Annotated in this window: 19 protein-coding genes; 11 read left to right on the top strand and 8 right to left on the bottom strand. The window is 42.7% G+C overall.

Annotated features, from left to right (window positions below; translation table 11 throughout):
- Positions 1 to 43: 43 nt before the first annotated feature.
- Positions 44 to 520 carry a hypothetical protein gene (locus tag AACT19_RS22030; protein WP_157937817.1) on the bottom strand — a complete coding sequence of 159 codons (477 nt, stop codon included), beginning with the start codon at positions 518 to 520 and terminating at the stop codon, positions 44 to 46.
- A gap of 326 nt (positions 521 to 846) precedes the next feature.
- Positions 847 to 1095, bottom strand: a complete 249-nt coding sequence (locus AACT19_RS22025; RefSeq protein WP_017077416.1) for a hypothetical protein — start codon at positions 1093 to 1095, stop codon at positions 847 to 849.
- A gap of 252 nt (positions 1096 to 1347) precedes the next feature.
- Between AACT19_RS22025 and AACT19_RS22020 the strand changes: the two genes are divergently transcribed.
- A complete protein-coding gene (locus AACT19_RS22020) occupies positions 1348 to 2952 on the top strand; it encodes a mechanosensitive ion channel family protein (RefSeq protein WP_065681663.1) in 1605 nt (534 codons plus the stop codon).
- A 219-nt stretch (positions 2953 to 3171) separates the two neighbouring features.
- Complete coding sequence (locus AACT19_RS22015; protein WP_004731801.1) at positions 3172 to 4005, top strand: regulatory protein RecX; 834 nt, start codon at positions 3172 to 3174, stop codon at positions 4003 to 4005.
- Positions 4006 to 4044: 39 nt separating this feature from the next.
- Here the strand turns inward: AACT19_RS22015 and AACT19_RS22010 are convergent, their stop codons facing one another.
- Positions 4045 to 4839, bottom strand: a complete 795-nt coding sequence (locus AACT19_RS22010; RefSeq protein WP_017077418.1) for a response regulator transcription factor — start codon at positions 4837 to 4839, stop codon at positions 4045 to 4047.
- 258 nt (positions 4840 to 5097) lie between these two features.
- Between AACT19_RS22010 and AACT19_RS22005 the strand changes: the two genes are divergently transcribed.
- The 3 genes from AACT19_RS22005 (at position 5098) to AACT19_RS21995 (ending at position 7680) form a co-directional block, all read left to right on the top strand.
- Positions 5098 to 6015 carry a DUF3187 family protein gene (locus AACT19_RS22005; protein ID WP_017094877.1) on the top strand — a complete coding sequence of 306 codons (918 nt, stop codon included), beginning with the start codon at positions 5098 to 5100 and terminating at the stop codon, positions 6013 to 6015.
- Between the two features lie 156 nt (positions 6016 to 6171).
- Entirely contained in the window at positions 6172 to 7203 is a 1032-nt protein-coding gene (locus AACT19_RS22000) for a porin (RefSeq protein WP_029222278.1), read from the top strand.
- Between the two features lie 165 nt (positions 7204 to 7368).
- Positions 7369 to 7680: a hypothetical protein gene (locus AACT19_RS21995; protein WP_076648775.1), complete on the top strand. Its 312-nt coding sequence runs from the start codon at positions 7369 to 7371 to the stop codon at positions 7678 to 7680.
- Positions 7681 to 7773: 93 nt separating this feature from the next.
- Here AACT19_RS21995 and AACT19_RS21990 read toward each other — a convergent pair whose 3' ends face one another.
- Complete coding sequence (locus AACT19_RS21990) at positions 7774 to 9621, bottom strand: M3 family metallopeptidase (protein WP_076648773.1); 1848 nt, start codon at positions 9619 to 9621, stop codon at positions 7774 to 7776.
- 408 nt (positions 9622 to 10029) lie between these two features.
- Here AACT19_RS21990 and AACT19_RS21980 point away from each other — a divergent pair, with 408 nt between their 5' ends.
- The 3 genes from AACT19_RS21980 (at position 10030) to dbpA (ending at position 13272) form a co-directional block, all read left to right on the top strand.
- Positions 10030 to 10617 (top strand): hypothetical protein, encoded by a 588-nt coding sequence (locus AACT19_RS21980; protein ID WP_076648771.1) that lies wholly within the window; start codon positions 10030 to 10032, stop codon positions 10615 to 10617.
- Between the two features lie 217 nt (positions 10618 to 10834).
- The gene (locus AACT19_RS21975; protein ID WP_076648769.1) at positions 10835 to 11743 is read left to right on the top strand and encodes an aldo/keto reductase; all 909 of its coding nucleotides are present in this window, start codon (positions 10835 to 10837) and stop codon (positions 11741 to 11743) included.
- A 149-nt stretch (positions 11744 to 11892) separates the two neighbouring features.
- Positions 11893 to 13272 (top strand): ATP-dependent RNA helicase DbpA, encoded by a 1380-nt coding sequence (dbpA, locus tag AACT19_RS21970; protein WP_004731781.1) that lies wholly within the window; start codon positions 11893 to 11895, stop codon positions 13270 to 13272.
- Between the two features lie 84 nt (positions 13273 to 13356).
- On the opposite strand, the gene AACT19_RS21965 is transcribed toward dbpA, so the two are convergent.
- Positions 13357 to 13530: a hypothetical protein gene (locus AACT19_RS21965; RefSeq protein WP_017077429.1), complete on the bottom strand. Its 174-nt coding sequence runs from the start codon at positions 13528 to 13530 to the stop codon at positions 13357 to 13359.
- Between the two features lie 302 nt (positions 13531 to 13832).
- Here AACT19_RS21965 and AACT19_RS21960 point away from each other — a divergent pair, with 302 nt between their 5' ends.
- Positions 13833 to 14669, top strand: coding sequence for a DUF6279 family lipoprotein (locus AACT19_RS21960; protein ID WP_076648767.1), 837 nt, complete (start codon positions 13833 to 13835; stop codon positions 14667 to 14669).
- Positions 14670 to 14739: 70 nt separating this feature from the next.
- On the opposite strand, the gene AACT19_RS21955 is transcribed toward AACT19_RS21960, so the two are convergent.
- From AACT19_RS21955 to AACT19_RS21945, 3 genes are all read right to left on the bottom strand, one after another.
- Positions 14740 to 15363 carry a 3'-5' exonuclease gene (locus AACT19_RS21955; RefSeq protein WP_076648765.1) on the bottom strand — a complete coding sequence of 208 codons (624 nt, stop codon included), beginning with the start codon at positions 15361 to 15363 and terminating at the stop codon, positions 14740 to 14742.
- Between the two features lie 66 nt (positions 15364 to 15429).
- Complete coding sequence (locus AACT19_RS21950; RefSeq protein ID WP_076648763.1) at positions 15430 to 15834, bottom strand: PPC domain-containing DNA-binding protein; 405 nt, start codon at positions 15832 to 15834, stop codon at positions 15430 to 15432.
- Positions 15835 to 15944: 110 nt separating this feature from the next.
- A complete protein-coding gene (locus tag AACT19_RS21945) occupies positions 15945 to 17144 on the bottom strand; it encodes a DEAD/DEAH box helicase (RefSeq protein WP_004731773.1) in 1200 nt (399 codons plus the stop codon).
- Positions 17145 to 17577: 433 nt separating this feature from the next.
- Here AACT19_RS21945 and bluB point away from each other — a divergent pair, with 433 nt between their 5' ends.
- Both bluB and AACT19_RS21935 read left to right on the top strand, forming a co-directional pair.
- Positions 17578 to 18249, top strand: a complete 672-nt coding sequence (gene bluB, locus AACT19_RS21940; RefSeq protein ID WP_076648761.1) for a 5,6-dimethylbenzimidazole synthase — start codon at positions 17578 to 17580, stop codon at positions 18247 to 18249.
- A gap of 204 nt (positions 18250 to 18453) precedes the next feature.
- Complete coding sequence (locus AACT19_RS21935; RefSeq protein WP_076648759.1) at positions 18454 to 20109, top strand: ABC transporter substrate-binding protein; 1656 nt, start codon at positions 18454 to 18456, stop codon at positions 20107 to 20109.
- Positions 20110 to 20150: the final 41 nt, after the last annotated feature.

Raw genomic sequence — 20150 nt, 5'->3', positions numbered from 1 at the left:
GTATCTCCAAAAAATAAATAAAAGGGTGGAATAGCCCGGTTATTTACTCTTTAAATATACAGTGCTTTAGGTGTAAGCGGTGTTTTGTAGGTCGAGAAGAGCGGTGATTCTCTCCGGATAATCTCGAGATGTGCGGAGATAAGTTGAATGCAACAGCAATCATCAGAACGAAAGGGATCAGCCAGCCCGTTTTAGGTGCGGCAAAGGTCAGCATTTTTGAACTTAGACTACACGAGCTTGAATTGGGTGACGTTAACATTTTAGACGCTTCTGAACCAAAAACGCTGGCATAGAGCTCAGACATTTTATCGAAAGATGCGACGATTGCTTGTGGGTGGCTAGTTTCTGCACCTACAAGTATTGATTGTCCAATTAAGGAAGCTGAAGAGGTTACTTTGTTTGCAGACAGCGTACTCGCCAGACAGGTTACGATAACCAGTCCGGTAAGGAGAAGTGCCCAAAGCGATTGCTTTTGTTGGCGATTCTGTGTGGGTAAGAAAAGTAGTGATGTGTTCAGCAAATTAGTCGGTAATCAAATCAGTTAGTTGTTAAAGCGAGCTCATTGAATTGTGGCTAGCTTAGATAAGTTCCCTTCGCGCCACAAGTCATAAAATGGTTAAAGTGAAACTATATATAAACGAGAGAAAATGTATATACACGAGAGACGATGATTAAACATGGACTCACGCGAATACGACATAGGGCTCTGGTTAAAGTTCACAATAACCGGCAGTTATAACTAATTTATTCTGTATCGATTTGTTTATTCACGATGGGGCTATGCAAAAAGCCCAACAGATCTTAGAGGAACTTATTGGGCTTAATCGTTGGTTTTATTGGAAAGGCTTAGTGAGTACGGCGAGGGCCATTACGTACCAAGTCTTTACCATTTTCGAAAACTTCTTTGGTGATCCAGCGAGCGAGCAGAACTTTGTGGCTGCTGTTGAATACAGCAACGAAGTGACGACCATCTGAATTATTGGTTGCCATGCCTACCCCTTCAACGCCTTCAAGACCCAAACCGCCAGCTTCCACTGAGATTAGGAACTTTTCTAGTTCTTCTAAGGAATCGATAATATCAAGTTCGTTGTTCATTTCTATGCTCTCTTGCTGTTAGCTAACATCGGATTTAAGGCGTTTTTGTGCATGTGCTTAAGTGACGATATTGGCTGTTGTTCTTTGTTGGTTGCGTACTCTACAGATCATAAGAGGGGATTGGAACTCTCAAATATTAGATACGTACTGATATTTTACGAATTTTTAACACAACATACGTTTAAATGCTTGTTATCCATATTCTTTTTACTACTATTTAAGGGGTCAATTTAGACATTCATAGGAATTAACATGATAAAGGTTTGGCGTTGTCTATTTTTAATGTTGGCGTTTGTGGCATCAGGGAGTTTTGCACAAAGTGTCGATAAAATAGCAGAAGTACAAGACCAGCTAATGCTGGACCTAACAACATTAGAAACAGCGCATGATGCTGAGAAGCCGTTTCTAGAAGATATATTAAGACGAAAGAACCAAGCACTACGTGAAGAGATTTTTTCACAGCTATCGTCCGATAAAAAGGAAGGGCTTGATGTCACTCTTGCTCAGCAGGTTGAACTCTTACAAAAATTGCTGTCATTGAATGAAGTTAAAATCGTTTCAATGAGCAAAGAAAACCGTTCCGCTGAAGGTGATGCTAAAAAACGCCTTGAATTACGCATTCAAAAACGAATCGGAATGATGGATGTCTATTATCAGCAGCTTGCTAAGACATTAGATTGGTCGAAAGAGCGTGAAGTTGATGTTGCGGTTCCTGAAGGTGAGCTCAAAACGGCACTTGTTTCTCGTTCTCAATATCTTACTAATGCAATTCTATACACGGATACACAACGTCAAGATTTAGAACGTCGGTTATCTTATGTAAGTGAAGAAGAGAAAGCGACGATTAAAACTGAGCTTGAACGCTTCAGTGAGCGAACCAGTGTCATGGTGGCGAGCTTAGAAGAAACCATCACGCTAATGGAACCGTTTGGCGTTGATGTGACTTCTTACAAGCGTGTGTTACTAGCAACGACAGGCGATATTAACGCTGATGTGTTGGATGTTGATGTTGCGTTGGATCTGTTGGATGGTTGGCTTCGTTCATTCAGTTCATGGGCGTTTGAAAACACCCCTTCATTTATCGTTAAACTCGCTCTGTTTCTCGGTATTTTATACGTAACTCGCCTTATTGCTAACGTGGCTCGTAAGACCGTTCGTAAGAGTGTTTCGCACTCTAAAATGGACTTTAGCGTATTGATGCAGGAGTTCTTCGTATCCATCGCATCTAAAGCGGTCGTGTTTATTGGTTTACTTATCGCTCTGTCTCAAATTGGGATTGAGCTAGCGCCACTATTAACCGGTTTCGGTGTGGCGGGTGTCATTATTGGTTTCGCATTGCAAGACACACTATCTAACTTTGCGTCAGGTTTGATGATCTTGATCTATCGTCCTTATGATGTGGGCGACATGGTTAAAGTGGCCGGCGTTCAAGGCACAGTAAAAGACATGAGCTTAGTGTCGACGACCATTCAAACCATCGATAACCAACGCTTGGTGATCCCGAACAACAAGATTTGGGGTGACGTGATCAACAACATCACTGCAGAACGTGTGAGACGTGTTGATATGGTCTTCGGCATTGGTTACTCAGATGATATCGATAAAGCGAAAGCGGTATTGAACGACATCATTCTTGCGCACCCTCTAGTACTGAAAAAACCGGAGCATATGATCAAGCTTCATACCTTGAATACGTCTTCTGTTGATTTTGTCGTCAGACCTTGGGTTAAGACCGATGACTATTGGGATGTGTATTGGGATGTGACGGAAACCGTGAAGAAACGCTTCGATGAAGAAGGTATCACGATCCCATTCCCTCAACGAGATGTGCATATTTACAATCACGAAGAGAGCTAAGCGAAAGAGCTAGTACGAAAAGCGATTTCGAATAGAGCTATTACGAAAAAGCTAAGCATGGCTTAGAGCCATTATTCTTAATGTGATATCAAATGGACGCTGAATAAGCGTCCATTTTTATTGGCTTCCGTTTATATTGAGCTTCATTCTTTTATGTCACTCAACCGCCTTAGAATTACGTTATGATGGGGTAGGCTTAGTTTGGACAGTTGAAAGCGAATGGATGATTCACAGCAAAAAACGAATAGTAGAAATACAACGGTAAGAAAAGCAACACGAATTGAAAGCGTCATGAACTCTGCGATGTGGCACCTAACCCAGAGAGATATGACGGAAAGTGAGTTGGTTGCGAAGCTCAAAGTGAAAACCGACAATCAAGAATGGATCGATGAAACTCTAGGGACACTGAAAGGCTTTGGGTATCTCAAGTCTGACCAAGTGTTTGCAGAACAATTCGTGGAACAAGCTTTTTCTGGTGAATTCGGTTCTCGATATATTGTCGAAAAATTGAAGAAGAAAGGCCTGACCGATTCAGTGATTTCTGATGCAATCCATAAAGTGTCCTTCGAAAAGTCTATTGATGAGCAAACCATCTTGATAGACCGTATCAACCATTACTATACAAGTTTTACCATGAGCCGTGAAAAGCTTGTCGCGACCCTGCAAAAGCGTGGTTTTAGCTACCAGCAGGTGAAGGTAGCGATTGACCAGCACACGCAGTCGCATGAACTGAAAAGTAATATTCAAATTAAGGCAGAGAAAGCTGATTTGGAAAAAGAGGTGCTTAAGTATGCTCGTAAAGGCAAAGGCTTGACTGCTATTCAGCAAGAGCTCAGACAGCGACAAATCGACACCAGCGAGTTGTCATCGTTGGTCGACCGATTAATTAATGAGGAGCAACTGGATTTCTATTCATCTTGTTTGGAACAGCTGCAGAAGAAATCATATGACCTCAACGATCACAAAGAGCGTTCAAAGGCGTACGCAATGTTAAGTCGAAAAGGCTTTTCGTCGGATGAAATCAAATTTGCTCTGAGTGAAGGCAACGAATAACAACCAACATTATGCGTAAAGAGTGTACATAGCCTTGCTTTAACGTGTCGTGTGTAGGTTTTCTGTAAGACCTAGGCCATTGCGTAAGGCGAATTGAATCAGGTCATTGTGGCTGTTTAAATCGAGCAATCCAAGCATTCTGTATTTATGCGATTCTATCGTTCGAGAGCTAAGGTGGAGCTGTTCTGCACACTCTTTTGCACTAAACCCTTGAGCAATGAGAGCCAAAACCTTGGTTTGTTTTTTTGTGAGTAATAATAGCTTCTCACTATCATCTGCAAGCCGATTCTCATTTTGTTTTAGTGTCCTCGCTAGCGTTGAGTGCTGCCAATAACAGAGCCAAAGTTCACAGACTAACTTTAAGCGCTGGATGTCTTCGAGGTCGAAGGTGGTTTCGTTGTCGTGAAAGTTAGTAAAAGACAATGCTCCCCAGCGTTGGTTAAACAGCTGCAAAGGAATGATGCAGTGCCATCTTCCCCCTTCTTTATAGATCTTCTTTAACACATAGTTTTTGGTTGAAACGAGTTCGTCACTGGTAAAGGTGAGATATGTTTCATTGGTTTTCAATAGCTTTAGGTAATCAAGGTAGTTACCGCCAACCAAACTTTTCTTATCGACAGGAGGTATGTTTGCTTTGGATACTGAACAAGTTTTCCCGTCTTCAAGTAAGACCATTGAATTCGGGTATAGCGTTAAACGATCAATCCCGAACCAATCGAGAACGTCAAAGCTTGCTTCTGACCACGTTGTTTGAAAGTTTTTAGGATCGCTATTAATAAGAGAGGTTGATTGTTTCATTAATAGCTGTTCAAAACTTAGGCTTAAAGCAGACACGTTTTTCCTTTCTCGATACATTCATTAGGTCAATACTCAGAAGATATTCGTTCGAGTGGCTCAGTGCAAGATAAGATTCTTATATATATCATAGGTTCTATTTTTAAGTTTTTTATAACTCTTAGTTCTAGATTGTCGAATGATAAGCAGTACATTTACTGCATTAATTGAACGGTGTTTTTTAATAAGGTCGGGCATTTCTATAACCGAGTAAACACTGTGATAAGTTTAAGGACGTTACTGTCTATTTCAGTCTCGATGTTGACCTTTTTTCATTCCGTTACACACGCGAATACCTCTCCAATGTTTGTTTACGCGCAATCTCCAATTCATTCAAATGTGCTTTCAACACAACTTCGTTCTGCTCAGCCTAAAAGAGTAGGGACCATTGAGTTCAAGTCCTCCTATACCCAAGCCAGTATATGGGCACACACGAGTGCGTATGCTCTCGACTATTATCAAAATCAATCCAATATTGCGATTGAGTGGCAAGCTTCACCTGTCTGGAAAACGGAGCTGGATTACCGAGTTGTGACTGCAAAAGATAATGGTTTAGACAGTTTTGTGATGGGGTTTCATGACCTGTTCCGCATTGGCCAGAATGGTCGCGATCAGGTGGCGGAAGATCAGTTCACCATGGGTTTTCATAATGCAGGTGTGCACGTGTCTGATTTTGAAGGTGATGATTTAACCAACGCGCTGACGTTCTACAATGAACTTCTACTGTATTCTAGAGGGCCAATGTCGCTCTCGGCTGGTGGCTCTTTGTTTTACAACAATGTAAGAAGTGGGCAGTTTGCGAGAACCAGTTTTGAGCAAGGTGTTCAGCTTAACTACAGCTATATCACCCCTAGGCACAGCGTTTTTTCAACCATTGGTCTTGTACATCGAGATAGCGATGTGTATGTCGTTAGTCTTGAAAATTTCAGCGCAAGTTGGGCAATTGGGTATGAGTATCGGTTGAATCAACGCCATAGCTTATTGATTGAATCTCTCAATTTCCAAGGCTGGGCGACCAATGATCCGGATTTTTCTGAACCTTCTAACGAGGTCGTTTTGGGTTATCGCTACCGTTTCAATCAACTAGCCATCGAAGCGCTGATGATTGAAAACATCCGTAATATGGATAACAGCACCGATATCGGCTTTACACTCGGATTACGTTTTTCAATATAAACGATACATTAATATATTCTTATTTCATGAAATTCACCAAAGCTATAAAATTTTCAGTAAATTTACGGTATATCAATAACCTGTTTTTTTGAACAATAGCGCCACTCCAAAAGGCCGGACTAACAAGGCCGAATCAATATATAGGTAGTGGTTATCATGAAAAAGACATTAGTAGCACTTGCGATTGCGAGCATTTCAAGTTCAGCTTTCGCTGTAAGCACAAGCAGCCAAAACAGCCAAAACGAAGATATGTTTGCATTCGATTCAATGCACAAAGATCAATTCTCAGTATCAGGCTCTTTTGGTGTTGGTGGTTACTACGACACGGGCTCTAAAGCTTTTTACGATGACTGGGCTACAGGTCTAACATTGGCCCTTAACTACCGTAACAACCGCGTAGTGGCTTACGTAGAAACAGACTTAATGCTTCAGTACACGACAGACAACAACGTAGCGGATGCTGACGCTGCAACTTCTGCTTGGGTCAACGGCATCGATACAGGTCCAGCAACTCACGTAGACAAAGCTTGGATTGGTTTTGACACTGGCTACGGTATTGCTTCATTTGGTTGGGAAAACGATACGGCTCTAGATAAAGTCGATGGCGCTGGCGACACTACTTACGAGTTTGGTGCTTCAGCTGGTGATGCTTCTGACGGCTTCAATGTTGTTAAATTCCAAGGCGCAACAGACGGTATTGCTTACGGTATTTCTTACTTTGAAACAGGTGACGATCATAATGATGCGGATAAAGGCATTAACGGTTACATCGGTTTAGAGCAAGAGGTATTCAACCTATACGCAGGTTATGAAGCTCGTGATGACGATGCTGATTACGAAGTTTATACAGTGACAGGTAACGTTAAGGTTGGTGCTCTTAAACTAGGTATGAACTCTTGGATTGAAGAGAGTGATTCTGCTAAGAACACAGGCTACTACGTTTCAGGTGGTTACACAGTTTCAGAAGACCTAACAATCGCAGCGGGTTATGCATCTAGCAACAATGAACTTGATGGCCAAGCAGATGTAGATGCTTCTTACATCAACATCGCGGCAATGTACCGTATCGCTGACAACGCTGACATGGGTATTGATATCAAGCAAGATATTGAAGGCGCCCGCTCAACTGGTAACACACAATACGACGAAGAAACACACGTATTTGCAGCAGCTTACTACTACTTCTAAGAACTTGAACTATTAAGAGCTTCTAAGACATTTGATGGTAATGGTGTAATAGCTTGCCCGGTCGTTACACCATGTTCTCTTCTTTTTGCAGCGTAAGCATCCACAGATTGATATGTGGTTTGTCACTCAAGTGCTACGAGTGGAATTATTATCTGGAGAAATGTAATGATTAAAAGCATTACAGCCCAGGGTGTTATTTATGGAAATGATACCCTGTTTACGTGTAAACCGAATCGTAATGGACTATTTGAATTGGCGCGTAAACATGGAAGAGTCGCAGGTACCCGCCCACAAGATCTCAAGAACAAGGTTTATGCTGAATCTCTTGATGAAGCTTGGAATCTACTCAAAACAGAGAAGTTTTATATTGTTTTGACGGGGCAAGTATTTGGCATTCATCGAAAATCATTGCGAAGTGCTGATTCTGTTGATGTTGAGTTTGATACTGAAACTCGCTCGATATGTGTCACGGCATAGATCCAACGCTGAATATAAAAAGGACGATAAATTATCGTCCTTTTTTCGTTTGAGTTTTTTGGTTCAACCTTGGTTACAGATGCTCAGCACCCGCTATCGGCCGTATTGCCCAACGATAAAGTGTTCAAACTCATCACACATCTGATGGTTTGACTTATCATTATTCGCCAACTCGGTGGCCCCATCAACGATCGATATCTTCGCATTCAAATCAGCGACTGGTGATCGTTCTCTTGTCGACAGCTGTTTGATTTTTTGCTCCTCAATCGCCCAAGCTTCTTCTGGCGATAAGTTGCACTCGTCAGCGAGGTATTTGGCATTAAAACCTTCCCCAGTCAGGCTTTCGATTGTCCCATTATGATTCACGCTATTTCCTTGATGCCAATAGTGCTTAGCTAACAAAGGGCCGATTTCTGGGTTATCCGTTAGGTAGCCAAACTTATCGGTGAAATACGCACGAGTTTGATACACCGCCATATGAGCCAGCAGGTAACCTTGATATGCGCAAGAGGCTTCATCCGACAATAGATGCGGGATCGCCATTAATGGGCGAGGGCTACAAGCCAATCCAAGAATCGTTTTCTCACTGCTACGAGCAAGAGCGGTGATCTTTTCAGGTGTCAGATCTTCATCCGCCAATTCGTAAAGTGCTCGCTCGAAATACGGAACCACTAAAATGCTGCGTTCTTGATAAGCTCTGAAGGGTTGTTTGTTATCGATGATTGCTTTGATTAACTCGTCAGGTACTGCTTGGCCATCTGCATTAAGCGCGTATTGTTTGAGCCAATCGGCGTCATTCAACAAGCTGTCACAGAACATGGATTGCGTTTCGGCATAAGCCATTGAGGTTGGTGCAAACTCTTGAGAGAAACACGGTGCGTTCATTTTTACGTTAGCAAAATGTGCTGCATGACCACCCTCGTGAAATAGTGTATTGATGCCATCATAGCCGCTGCCAACTTGATCGGGCTTTGCGTTGCTCGTGAAGTTAACTTGAGCAGCTACCCATGTGTCTTGATCGTAGAAAGAAGGGATAGGCCCATGGCAGAAGCCATTAGGGTATTTACCCTTGCGATCAAGCAGATCCAATTTTAATGTCGCTTGAGAGTATTCGATGTTGAGGCGACCAAAAGATTCAATCCAGCGTCGAAGTGACTTTGAGAACGGAACATAAGGATCAAGATCATTCATAACGTCACCTGCAAAAGAGTAGGTAAAGTTATGGGCTTGAAGTGCATTCTCGCCTTTCTGTTCTGCCAAATTGTCTAGGCTTTGCTGATGGCTATCACGCGTGCGTGCTTCGAAGTCATCCAGAATCGTAAACAGTTGTTCTGTCGTCATCTGTTCGGTTTTCAGCACCGAGTAATCAAAGAAGGTTTTAAACCCCAGTGATTGAGCAAATTGGTTACGTTTTTTGATTAGCTCAATAAAGCCGTTAGCCAGCAGCCATTGCTCTAAATCTAATAGTGCTTGATGCGCAGAAAGCCTAACTTGTTCATTACCATTACTTCTAACGGCTGAACCTAAAACGGGCAGCGACCCTTCTGTTTCGTCGCCCGCCTCATTGACGTAAGTCATTACGTGATTTTGTTTTTTCTCAAACAGCTCGGCTTCGAATTTGATGAGGTCTGCTTTCAGTTTCTGAGATTGTTGAGATTCAATCGCGTGAGATTTAAAGGTCGCTAACCAACCATTTAGTCCAGTCAATGTGCTCTCTTTTTCCTCCGCGTTTTGAATTTCGTCAATGGCAGAAATGTGCTTTTCGATACTGGTTATCTGTTCAGCCGCACTAAGAAATTCGGTCCACTGAGTTTGCGCTTGTGTTGACCCATTATGGTCGTCACTTATCCCCATGTAAGTATCCCAAAAGAAGTCTTCTTTGGCTTTATGAGTTGCAAGATACTTTTGATTTAATTGGTTGAGATAGTTCGTAGCAGTCATGATATTCCTTGAAAATTAACCAGTAATTTCAACATTATGACACATTCATTGAATGTATTTTGTGATGTTGCATATTGCGGAATGTAAATTACATGGCTATCAAGCCGTGTTGAACCAATACGGTTTTATCAGCTTTCCAACAGAAGCTATTCAGCGTAACAAAGTTAGATTGTCGCTTGAAGAACTGCTATTGAAGGTGGATATAAGTAATGGGTAAGTGTGTTGGGAGAGTGATATTCTCTCTTTCGTAATGGTTCTCAACGTGACGGATTACGTTATTAGGCGATAGAATCTATCTAGCGGGCATGCATGCCCGTTTTTTTTCGCCTAAAATTTGTGGCTTGAGCGGTTGTTTGTTGATTGGTCACGTATAATGGGCGCTTCATACCGCGCGAATAAGCACAATTAATGAGAACTCTTCCTGTCTTAATCCTACCTTTGTTATTGGTTCTGAATGCCCTTTCATTCTCTGCACAAGCGAGTGAAAGCTGGTGGCTAAGAACAGTATTTAACAGCAGCGCAAGTCTGCCGAGTTCTCAAGACTATATTAACGATACTGCACTCATGGATTGTGGCGAAGTTGAAGGCACTCTGTTGTGCAGTGACCTCACTCAATATTACGATTTGGATGTTTATGTTGAACTGGAATTGGGTGACTCAAGCGTAGGTGTGGTTCGCTTTAACCTGCCATATTCGAACCTAAATTACACAAAGCTTCAGGCATATCTTCGCCAAGATGGCTTTACTCTTAGCTCAATTCGTATTGGCGAGGATGAGTTCGATGTGGTCGCTCAGCTTGAACAAGCGAAACATGAGGGCGTTGGTTTTGATGAGGTAGATAAACAACTCGTCGAATTCATCAATGCGCCTCACGGTTCAGCAGAGCAACTGAGTGTATGGAATGTGCCTAGCTTATCTTCTTCTAGATCTGCTTCTCCTTGGATCCAGTTATACAGTGATGGTGACAACTTAACGGTTGAACTTAATCGTTTTTAATTGCTCAAATTTATAGATAGTTTCGTTATGTATTTGGCTAAACAAGCCTTTCAGGAGAACGGCTCACGGGCAGACAGCAAGTTATAATTTATTTAAGTGTTCGTTTTTCTGCGGCTCTCACATTTTTAATAAGCGTTTACCTTTGGCATTTGTTATACGTTGAGCCTTCGGTAAAACGCGCTTAGGATACGTTCAGTATTGATAAAGGAGACAACCCATGGTTGCAAGAGTAACGACAGCGCCACAAGGCCCAGAACTCTCTGAGTTGGTGCAAGGATACTGGCGTACAGCAGAATGGGGTATGACCCCACAACAACGCCTGACTTTCCTGAAGCAGCACATTGATCTTGGCATCACAACTGTTGATCACGCGGATATTTACGGTAACTACCAATGTGAAAAGTTGTTTGGTGAAGCATTAGCGCTTGAGCCAAGCCTTCGTGATGATATTCAAATCGTCACCAAGTGCGATATCAACTTGTGTGGAGACCACACTCCAGATCGTAAGATCAATCACTATGACACCAGCGCGCATCATATTTACCAGTCAGTAAATAACTCTCTAGAGCGTTTGGGTGTAACCGAACTTGATGTATTACTGATTCACCGCCCAGATGTACTGATGGATGCGGATGAATTAGCAGAAGCGTTCGCTGAACTACACAAGGTGGGTAAAGTGAAGCACTTCGGTGTCTCTAACTTTTCTCCGCGCCAGTTCGACTTATTGCAATCTCGACTCGGTAAGCCACTGGTGACAAACCAAGTTGAAATCAACCCATTGAACTTCGACGTGGCTCATGATGGCACGTTGGATCAACTGCAGATGAACCGTATTCGTCCTATGGCGTGGTCTTGTCTAGGCGGCGGTAGCATCTTCAGTGGTGATTCAGCACAAGCGATTCGCGTTCGTGATGAGCTAGAGGCGATTCGTCTAGAAGTGGGTGCAGACAGCATTGACCAAGTGATTTACGCTTGGGTTCGTCGTTTACCATCTAACCCAATTGCAATTATTGGCTCAGGTAAGATTGAACGAGTGAAGACGGCTGTTGATGCACTGAAAATAGAGCTGACTCGCGAGCAATGGTATCGCGTATGGGTTGCTTCTAAAGGTCACGGTGTGCCATAGGACGCGATTCAAAATAGAAGCAAAAGCCAGCTAACAAAGCTGGCTTTTTTGTGTTCGCCTAACATGTTTCTTCAAAACTGTGATTAAGGTGGAATAATTTTCAAAAACACTCATAATGCACTCTGTTTTTCACCAGTTGGATATTTCCATTGAGCACTTCAAAATTCTCTTCAATCGCCCTTAAACCTGAGCTTCTAAATACGTTAGATTCTCTTGGTTATACTGAAATGACGCCTATTCAAGCGTTAAGTCTTCCTACTATTCTGGATGGCAAGGATGTTATCGGTCAGGGTAAAACGGGTTCAGGTAAAACAGCTGCCTTTGGTTTAGGCGTGCTGCAAAACCTACGCGTTAAGCGTTTTCGTGTTCAATCTTTAGTGTTATGTCCGACTCGTGAGCTTGCAGACCAAGTAGCAAAAGAGATCCGTACTCTTGCTCGTGGCATTCACAATATTAAAGTGCTGACACTATGTGGCGGTATGCCAATGGGCCCACAAATTGGTTCATTAGAGCATGGCGCACACATTCTTGTGGGCACTCCTGGTCGTATCCTGGACCACCTAGAGAGAGAGCGTATTGACCTGTCTGAGTTGAACACACTTGTGTTAGATGAAGCCGATCGCATGCTGGAAATGGGTTTCCAAGATGCACTAGATGCTGTTATTGAAGCAGCACCAAAAGATCGTCAAACGTTATTGTTCAGTGCAACTTTCCCTAAACAGATTAAATCTGTTGCAGACCGCATCATGAATAACCCTGAAATGGTGAAGGTTGAATCAACGCACGATCACTCAAGCATCCAACAGCACTTTTACAAGGTTGAAGGTACTGAAGCTCGTGATGACGCACTAGAGCTAATGCTTCTTCATCATCAACCAGAGTCAGCGGTTGTGTTTTGTAATACTAAGAAAGAAGTGCAGAACGTAAATGATGAGCTAAGCCACCGTGGTTTCAGTGTTATCGAGCTTCACGGCGACATGGAACAGCGTGAACGTGACCAAGCTTTGGTTCAGTTCTCAAACAAAACCATCTCTATCTTGGTTGCAACAGATGTTGCCGCTCGTGGTCTTGATGTTGATAACCTTGATGCAGTGTTCAACTTTGAGTTGTCTCGCGATCCTGAAGTACACGTGCACCGCATCGGTCGTACTGGTCGAGCAGGAAGCAAAGGTGTCGCAATTAGCTTCTTTAGCGAAAAAGAGATGCACCGTGTTGCTCAAATTGATGAGTACATGGATATGCCAATCGAACCGTCTCAGTTGCCAGCTAAACCAATCGCTAAGCCGTACTACTCAAACATGGTAACCATCCAGATTGATGGTGGTAAGAAAGCGAAACTTCGCGCAGGCGATATCCTTGGTGCGTTGACAGGCCAAGGCGGTATTGATGGTAAGTCAGTAGGTAAGATCAACTTGTTCGCGATGCGTGCTTACGTTGCTGTAGAAAGATCAATGGCTAAGAAAGCATTAGGTAAAATCGAATCAGGTAAAATGAAGGGTCGTCAATTCCGCGCCCGAATTCTGAAGTAATTCGAGATTGTCTCCCTTTACTGCTAAGTCATGCTAGTGATAATGCAGTAAAGGGTGTTCCACAGCCAGTAACGCATCAAACGTTTATTCATCAGGTCTGATCGAATAGAAATCGTTGATATGTCTTCCTTCGCTAAGATACCAAGTCATCGCTTCCTGTCGATTATTAGCGGATATCGTAATTGTGGTTAGTCTTCCATCGTCAAAATAACAAAGCTCGTACTCTAACTCGCTTGTATAATGAGGAGTAGCGGCCATAGCTTACCTCCCAAATATTAATCATTTGAAAATAAATAAACTATTCGTTTATAGGGGTCGTTTAAATCAAATGAGCAATAAAAATCAAGTTACATCACTGCCATTAATTATTTTTAGTTTAATCATTTGCCGAAATAGCTAGATTAGCAAGTCTGAGTCTCAATTTATCTCAAAGTTTTTACAGCCAGTGCTTATTAAGGCTACTTTTATAAGAGCTAGAACGAGCGTTATAAGAACTAGAGCTAACCTTAAAAGGGTGAGTTAATGGATTGTGGATTTGCTGAATATCGTGAGAGGGTTAAATGAGAAAGTGTCGATGGTTAGTCTTATTAGTCTGTTTTGTATTCGCTGGTTGCGGGACTAAATTTGCCTACAACAATATAAGCTGGTTTGCGGTTAGCTATATTGAAGATTTTGTTTCTCTATCCAACAGTCAAGAAGCAGAGCTCGAAGAGCGCCTCGACTTATTACAGCAATGGCACAAAGAAACCCAACTTCCGCTGTATATGTCGCAACTGCAAGCGATTCAAAATCTAGACCGTTCTGATATGAATTCTGCTTTTATCATTGATCAAAGTGAACAAACTAAAAATCATATTCGCTCGATCGTTAATAAGTTCGCTCCAGATATTTACGCGTTAAGTATGCAGCTTACCCCAGAGCAAGATAACGAATTCTTAAAGAACTTTAGGGAAAAGCAGCAAGAATATTACGAAGAAAAATTATCATTGAATGATGAAGATTCGAGAGAACGTTATCGAAGTCGAATTGAAGATCGGTTAGAGCGATGGCTCGGGTCGGTATCGAAAGAGCAAAAAACGATTATTTTGACGTGGTCTCAAGAGTGGGTAAATACTAACGACAGCTGGCGACAATATCAAAATAATACGTATCAAGACCTAACGACACTTATGCAGAAGAAGACCGATTTACATATTGCACAGCCAATTATTATGAAGCTACTTTTGAACAATGAAGATTATTATCCGCAAGAGCTGGAGTCTAAGCTTGATAAGAATATGCAAACATCAGCGAAATTCTTGGTGGATATCGCGGCAGCGAGTAGTGATAAGCAATGGTCTTATTTCATGAATGAGTTAGAGAGCCTCAAGTCAACGCTGGTGACACTGCAGGAGTAGGGTAGCTATATTAAGGCTAGTGACTGTTTGCTACTAGCCTTCTGATAAACCCTAAACCGAATGCAGAGAGTTAGCCTCTGTTACTCATTAGCAGCTTTGGAATCGAGCCTTTAGCGGTCTTAGATATTTTCTGCATCAGTTGAAAGCTCGGCTGTTGAATACCGTGATCACTTTGCAGTTCATCAATCATCAATAACCATAACCGTGCTGTCATTTCTGAATCGGCTAACGCTCTGTGGAAAGTACCGTCGTTGTCGATATTTTTGAAACGCACAAGGTCGCCTAGCTTATGAGTCGGTGCGTCTTGGATTAGACGACGAGCGATCAACATTGAGCAAGCGAACTTGCCTGTGTAGTCTCGGCCAATAAAGTCTAATTCCGCATCGAGAAAGCGCTTATCAAACGACGCATTGTGAGCAACAAGTTGGCTGCCTTGGATAAAGTCTGCAAACTCATCCATCACTTCACTGCAACTGGCCGCTGTGCTAAACATACGGTTACTGATTCCGGTATAGCTTTCAATGAATCCACTAACGCGAAATCCCGGGTTCATGAGCTGCTGGAAGGTGTCGACGACTTTGCCGTTAACTAATTTAACCGCACCGATTTCAATCGCTCGGTCACCCATGTTTGGTGATAAGCCTGTGGTTTCGAAATCGAGAACGATAACGGAGTCTGCGGAGTTTGGAGCCATCGTGTTTCCTAATACTATTTGGTTGTATCGCTTTATATGGGGATCTTAGTGTTGCTATGGGGCGATCTATTGCGTGTTGCTGCTGACTGTGAGCTCAGTGTAACCTGTAGAATCGTCATGCTCTCTGTTGAAGGTCAAAGTATCGTAGCGGTGAATAATCAGTTCAGCGGTGGTTGCGATAATCGTCCCTTCAAGCAAATGCCCACCAATCACATCGCCATTTTTATCAGCAACCGATATATGAACATGCTGGTGGTTTGGGGTTAGCGTTGCCATAAGCGACACAATTTCGAACGGAGCTGTGATTAGCTTGGTGTTGTTTGCATTAGCCAGACGAATATTGAGTTGAGAAACACACCCGACACAAGACGCGACAGAGCCCGCTGAGATATTGTGCGCTGTCACTAGCTTTTGGAGCTCAAGCTTTAGGTCTTGGCCTCGGGTTAATCTCGTTGCGATAGGAGTGATCATCTTATTGCCTCAATTTTATTTGTATTTCTAAGAGCAAAACGAAGCCACATTGGGCTTCGTCTTATTTTTGTTTTGGCTAATGCGGACTTTCGCATTTTCTAAATCTGAAATTACTCAGGTTGCTGCAGATCTCTTTTCTTTTTAGGCACGAAGTTCAATACAGAGATTGGTACTTCTTTGCGTGGTTCGAAACCTTCAACAACGCGGCGCTCAATCAAGTGACCAAGACGTTTTTCGATAATGCACAGGTTCTTGAAGTTGTCTTTCGATAGGAAAGAGATCGCTTCACCAGACGCATCAGCACGGCCTGTACGACCAATACGGTGTACATAGTCATCCGCTGGGAATGGGATGTCGTAGTTGACTACGCGGCTTAGGTTATCGATATCGATACCACGAGCAGCAACACCTGTCGCAACTAGATACTTTAGACGACCTTTTTTGAAATCAGCCAGAATCTTTTCACGAATCGCTTGGCTACGTCCACTGTGGAAAGCTTCAGCTTGGATGCCACGCTTTTCAAGTTGAGCAACCAATTTAGCCGCGCCGTGCTTAGTCTCGATAAAGATAAGCGCTTGGTCCCACTCACCGTCAGTGATCATGTGGCTTAATAGCGCAGATTTGCGGTCTTTATCGACGGTTACCAACCATTGCTCAATGTTCGCTTTAGAAGCGTCAGTTTTGGCAATTGAAATCTCTTCCGCTTCACTGATTGCGCTTTTCGCTAGCGCACGAACTGGCGTTGATAGCGTTGCTGAGAACAACAGGTTTTGAATGTTTTGTGGCAAACGCGCGATGATCTTGTTGATGTCTTCGATGAAACCCATGTCTAGCATGCGGTCGGCTTCATCCAGAACCAATACTTCGACTTCATCAAAGTGAACGGCACGTTGTCCGTACATATCGATCAAGCGACCTGGAGTTGCCACAAGGATATCGACGCCTTCAATCAAGCGGTCTTTCTGGTGCTGGTACGACACGCCACCGTACATCGCTAGTGATGTTAGGTTTAGGAACTTCGCGTACTTAGTAATGTTCTGTTCAACCTGAATCGCAAGCTCGCGAGTTGGTGTCAGAATAACAGCGCGAATACGTTTTTTACGTTGTGTTTCACCTTTACTTAGCATTTCTAAGATAGGGAGAACAAAGCTCGCAGTTTTACCTGTACCTGTTTGTGCAGCAGCAATAAGGTTCTTACCAGAAAGCACAATCGGAATTGCTTTTTCTTGAATAGAGGTTGGCTTTTCATAGCCTTGTTTTGCAACGGCTTTAACAATAGGTGAGCTTAATCCAAGCTTGGAAAATGGCATAAGTTTCTCGGTATGATTTGGCTAAATAGCGATGGAAAGGTTCAACAATCTTATACAAGGATAAGATTAATGGCGGCATTCTACCATGTTGCTTGTGTACTACTAGGGCATGTTGACCTTTCGAGCTGATTTTTGCAGCGAGTTGCTGGGTATTTATACAAGGCAGAGGCTTTGATGTGTAGCTAGCCTACATGAGAAGCCGATAACGTAGTAGAAATGACCAGCAAACGCTGCCCGAAGGGTTCGGCTAAAAGCGTTTTACTCTTTGTTGAGGGAGATTTGCTTAGAGTGACTAGGCTACTTCTCCCTCGCCGCGATTAAAACGCTTTTATCTCGAACAAAATTTAACCACGAAAGGCCAACACGCCCTAGCAACATAGACACTTTAGTTGGATAATACTGACTCAATAAGACGACGATAAGACAGGGATGTATGGAAATCACACCGAATGAACGCGATGCAGTATATAAAACGATTTTTTCTCGCCGAGATGTTCGTGGTCAGTTTCTTCCTGATGAGATCCCAGAAGACGTTTTGATGCGTGTGCTAACCGCAGCGCACCATGCTCCCAGTGTTGGGTTTATGCAGCCTTGGGATTTTGTCGTTGTCCGTGATATCGAAACCAAACAACAAATCAAAGCCGGTTTTGATCAGGCTCATGCGGAATCCGCGCAAATGTTCACCGATGAAAAGCAGGCGATGTATAAGCGATTAAAGCTTGAAGGTATTGTTGAATCGCCTATCGGTATCTGTGTGACTTGCGACCGTAATCGAACCGGAAAGGTCGTGCTAGGTAGAACCATTAAACAAGAAATGGATTTGTACAGCACCGTGTGTGCGGTGCAAAACCTGTGGCTCGCGGCAAGAGCTGAAAACCTTGGGTTAGGTTGGGTGAGCATTCTTCACGACTCAACACTGCGAGACGCTTTAGATATCCCAGAAAACATCGATATCGTTGCGTATTTATGTATCGGCTACGTTGACCACTTCAAAGATAAACCCGAACTAGAAACCATGGGCTGGTTACCAAGAAGAGACGTCAATTCTGCGATTCATGAAGGGAAGTGGAATTCAGAGCAAATAACGAATTCAGTCAAAGATTAAACGCATCTCTTATTTTGATTACGACTACGTATCATCATTGGTTATTTTGTTTGCTAAAAGAGGTGTTTATAAACTAAATTGGGTGTTGATAATATTTATATCAACAGTTTCACAAAGCACATTCCAATGTTGAACGAGCAAATAGAGACCATGTTTTTGTGATAGCTATTCTCGTTCCTTTAAACGCTTGAGTTTGGATACCCATTGAACGACGCGAACTTACGTAGATTCCAACAGCTGCTGGTCAAATATGAACTAGGTGAAGAGTACTACCTAACGATAGATGATCTGGAACACTCGCTTTCTACTTCTCGTAGAAACACTTCGATCGTCCTGAAATACCTATCTGAATTCCAGTGGATTTGTTGGATTCCGTCCAAAGGACGAGGGAGGCTTAGTCAATTTAAAATTTTGCTTAGTTTCTCTGAGGCATTAGAGCAAGTTTTAGCGCTTCAGTTAGAGCAAGGTCGCTTTAACGTAATTCCTCGCCTTTTAGAAAGCTATGGTGATACCGCAATAAAGGCACTGACGCTAGCCACTGAAAAACATAACCTTTTCAATCAACAGCATGATCATTTGTTGATCACTCAATACCCCTGGGTTGATAATCTTGAGCCCGCCAAAACCTATAGAATCGCTGAACATCAAATTCTGAGAAGTATCTATAATACTTTGTTAGTTCAAGATCTTAATGGCGAGCCTCAAGCCAGTCTTGCCCACCATTGGAAGATGGAAGGGCGCTTTCTGCATTTTTGGTTAAGGCCTAATGTTGTTTTCCATGACGGTGAAACCTTGAGTGCAAAAGATGTCGTTCAATGTTTGTTACGGTTAAAAAACATAGATGGCCCGGTACAGTCTTTATTTGAGCAGGTGAATGATGTTCATGTGGTGGGTGAGAAAAAACTAACTATCGAGCTAGCGCGCGCAAACCCAATGTTTATCTATGCGCTGTGTAGTGCACACGCGTCTATCTACCGTTGCAAGCGTAGCTATTTTGCTAGTGGGCGCAGCGCGTATATTGGAACGGGACCTTTCTCTTTAGATGATTGGAGCGAAGAGCGCCTTATTCTAAAACGTCACCGTGGTTACTTTGCTCAACACTCACTGTTAGAGCAGATCACGCTGACGGATATTGATGGCTTAAATGATCATACTCTCAGTTTCAATAAGTCTGGTGTAGCGGAAGAAACCACCATCAATGCCCTGTCGTACCTTGCCGTGAATCACAGGAAAAATTCAGATATTACCCCCGAAAACCTAGCCTGCTTGGTATCGTTTATTAAAACCAGTAGTAAAGATTTTGACATCGATATGGTGGTGGATGATTTGTCTTTCTCGTCGAGCGAATTAATGTGCAGTGATTCTGTCCCTATTTTGACGGGCACTGTTGTCCTAACTCGACCTAAAATGACGATTCCTTTACTTCAAGATATGGCTGACTGGCTACAACAAACGATTGCAAAGACTGGTGTCGCTATTGAAGTCGTTGAACTTCCCAATATTAGTGATCCTAGCTCTATGAGCGAATCGGCAGACCTGTTATTTATCGAAGAAATTATTGAACAGCCTAAAGATTATGGCCTGTATGATTGGTTACTTGCTTCGTCTGGACTCAGGTTCATTTATGACAGTTCTGAGATGAGAGAGCATTGTGAGAGAGTTCACTTAGCCGTTAGTTGTGATAATCCAGTCGGAGAGTTGAAAAAGATTGAACAATCACTGTATCAACAGAAGCTCCTTTGTCCGTTATTTCATGGTAAAGAGAAGGTTTCTAATAGTATTGAGGTTCAAGGCGTAGAGATCAATCAAACTGGCTACAGTGATTTCTATAAGCTCTGGATATCTTCAAGCGATATGTAATTAGTCCATTTAAGACCCTTCGCTAGAACAAAACATGCATA

Origin of the sequence: Vibrio sp. 10N.222.47.A9 (assembly GCF_963872585.1) — a bacterium.
Taxonomy (GTDB): domain Bacteria; phylum Pseudomonadota; class Gammaproteobacteria; order Enterobacterales; family Vibrionaceae; genus Vibrio; species Vibrio splendidus.
This window is presented reverse-complemented; position numbering and strand designations above follow the sequence as displayed.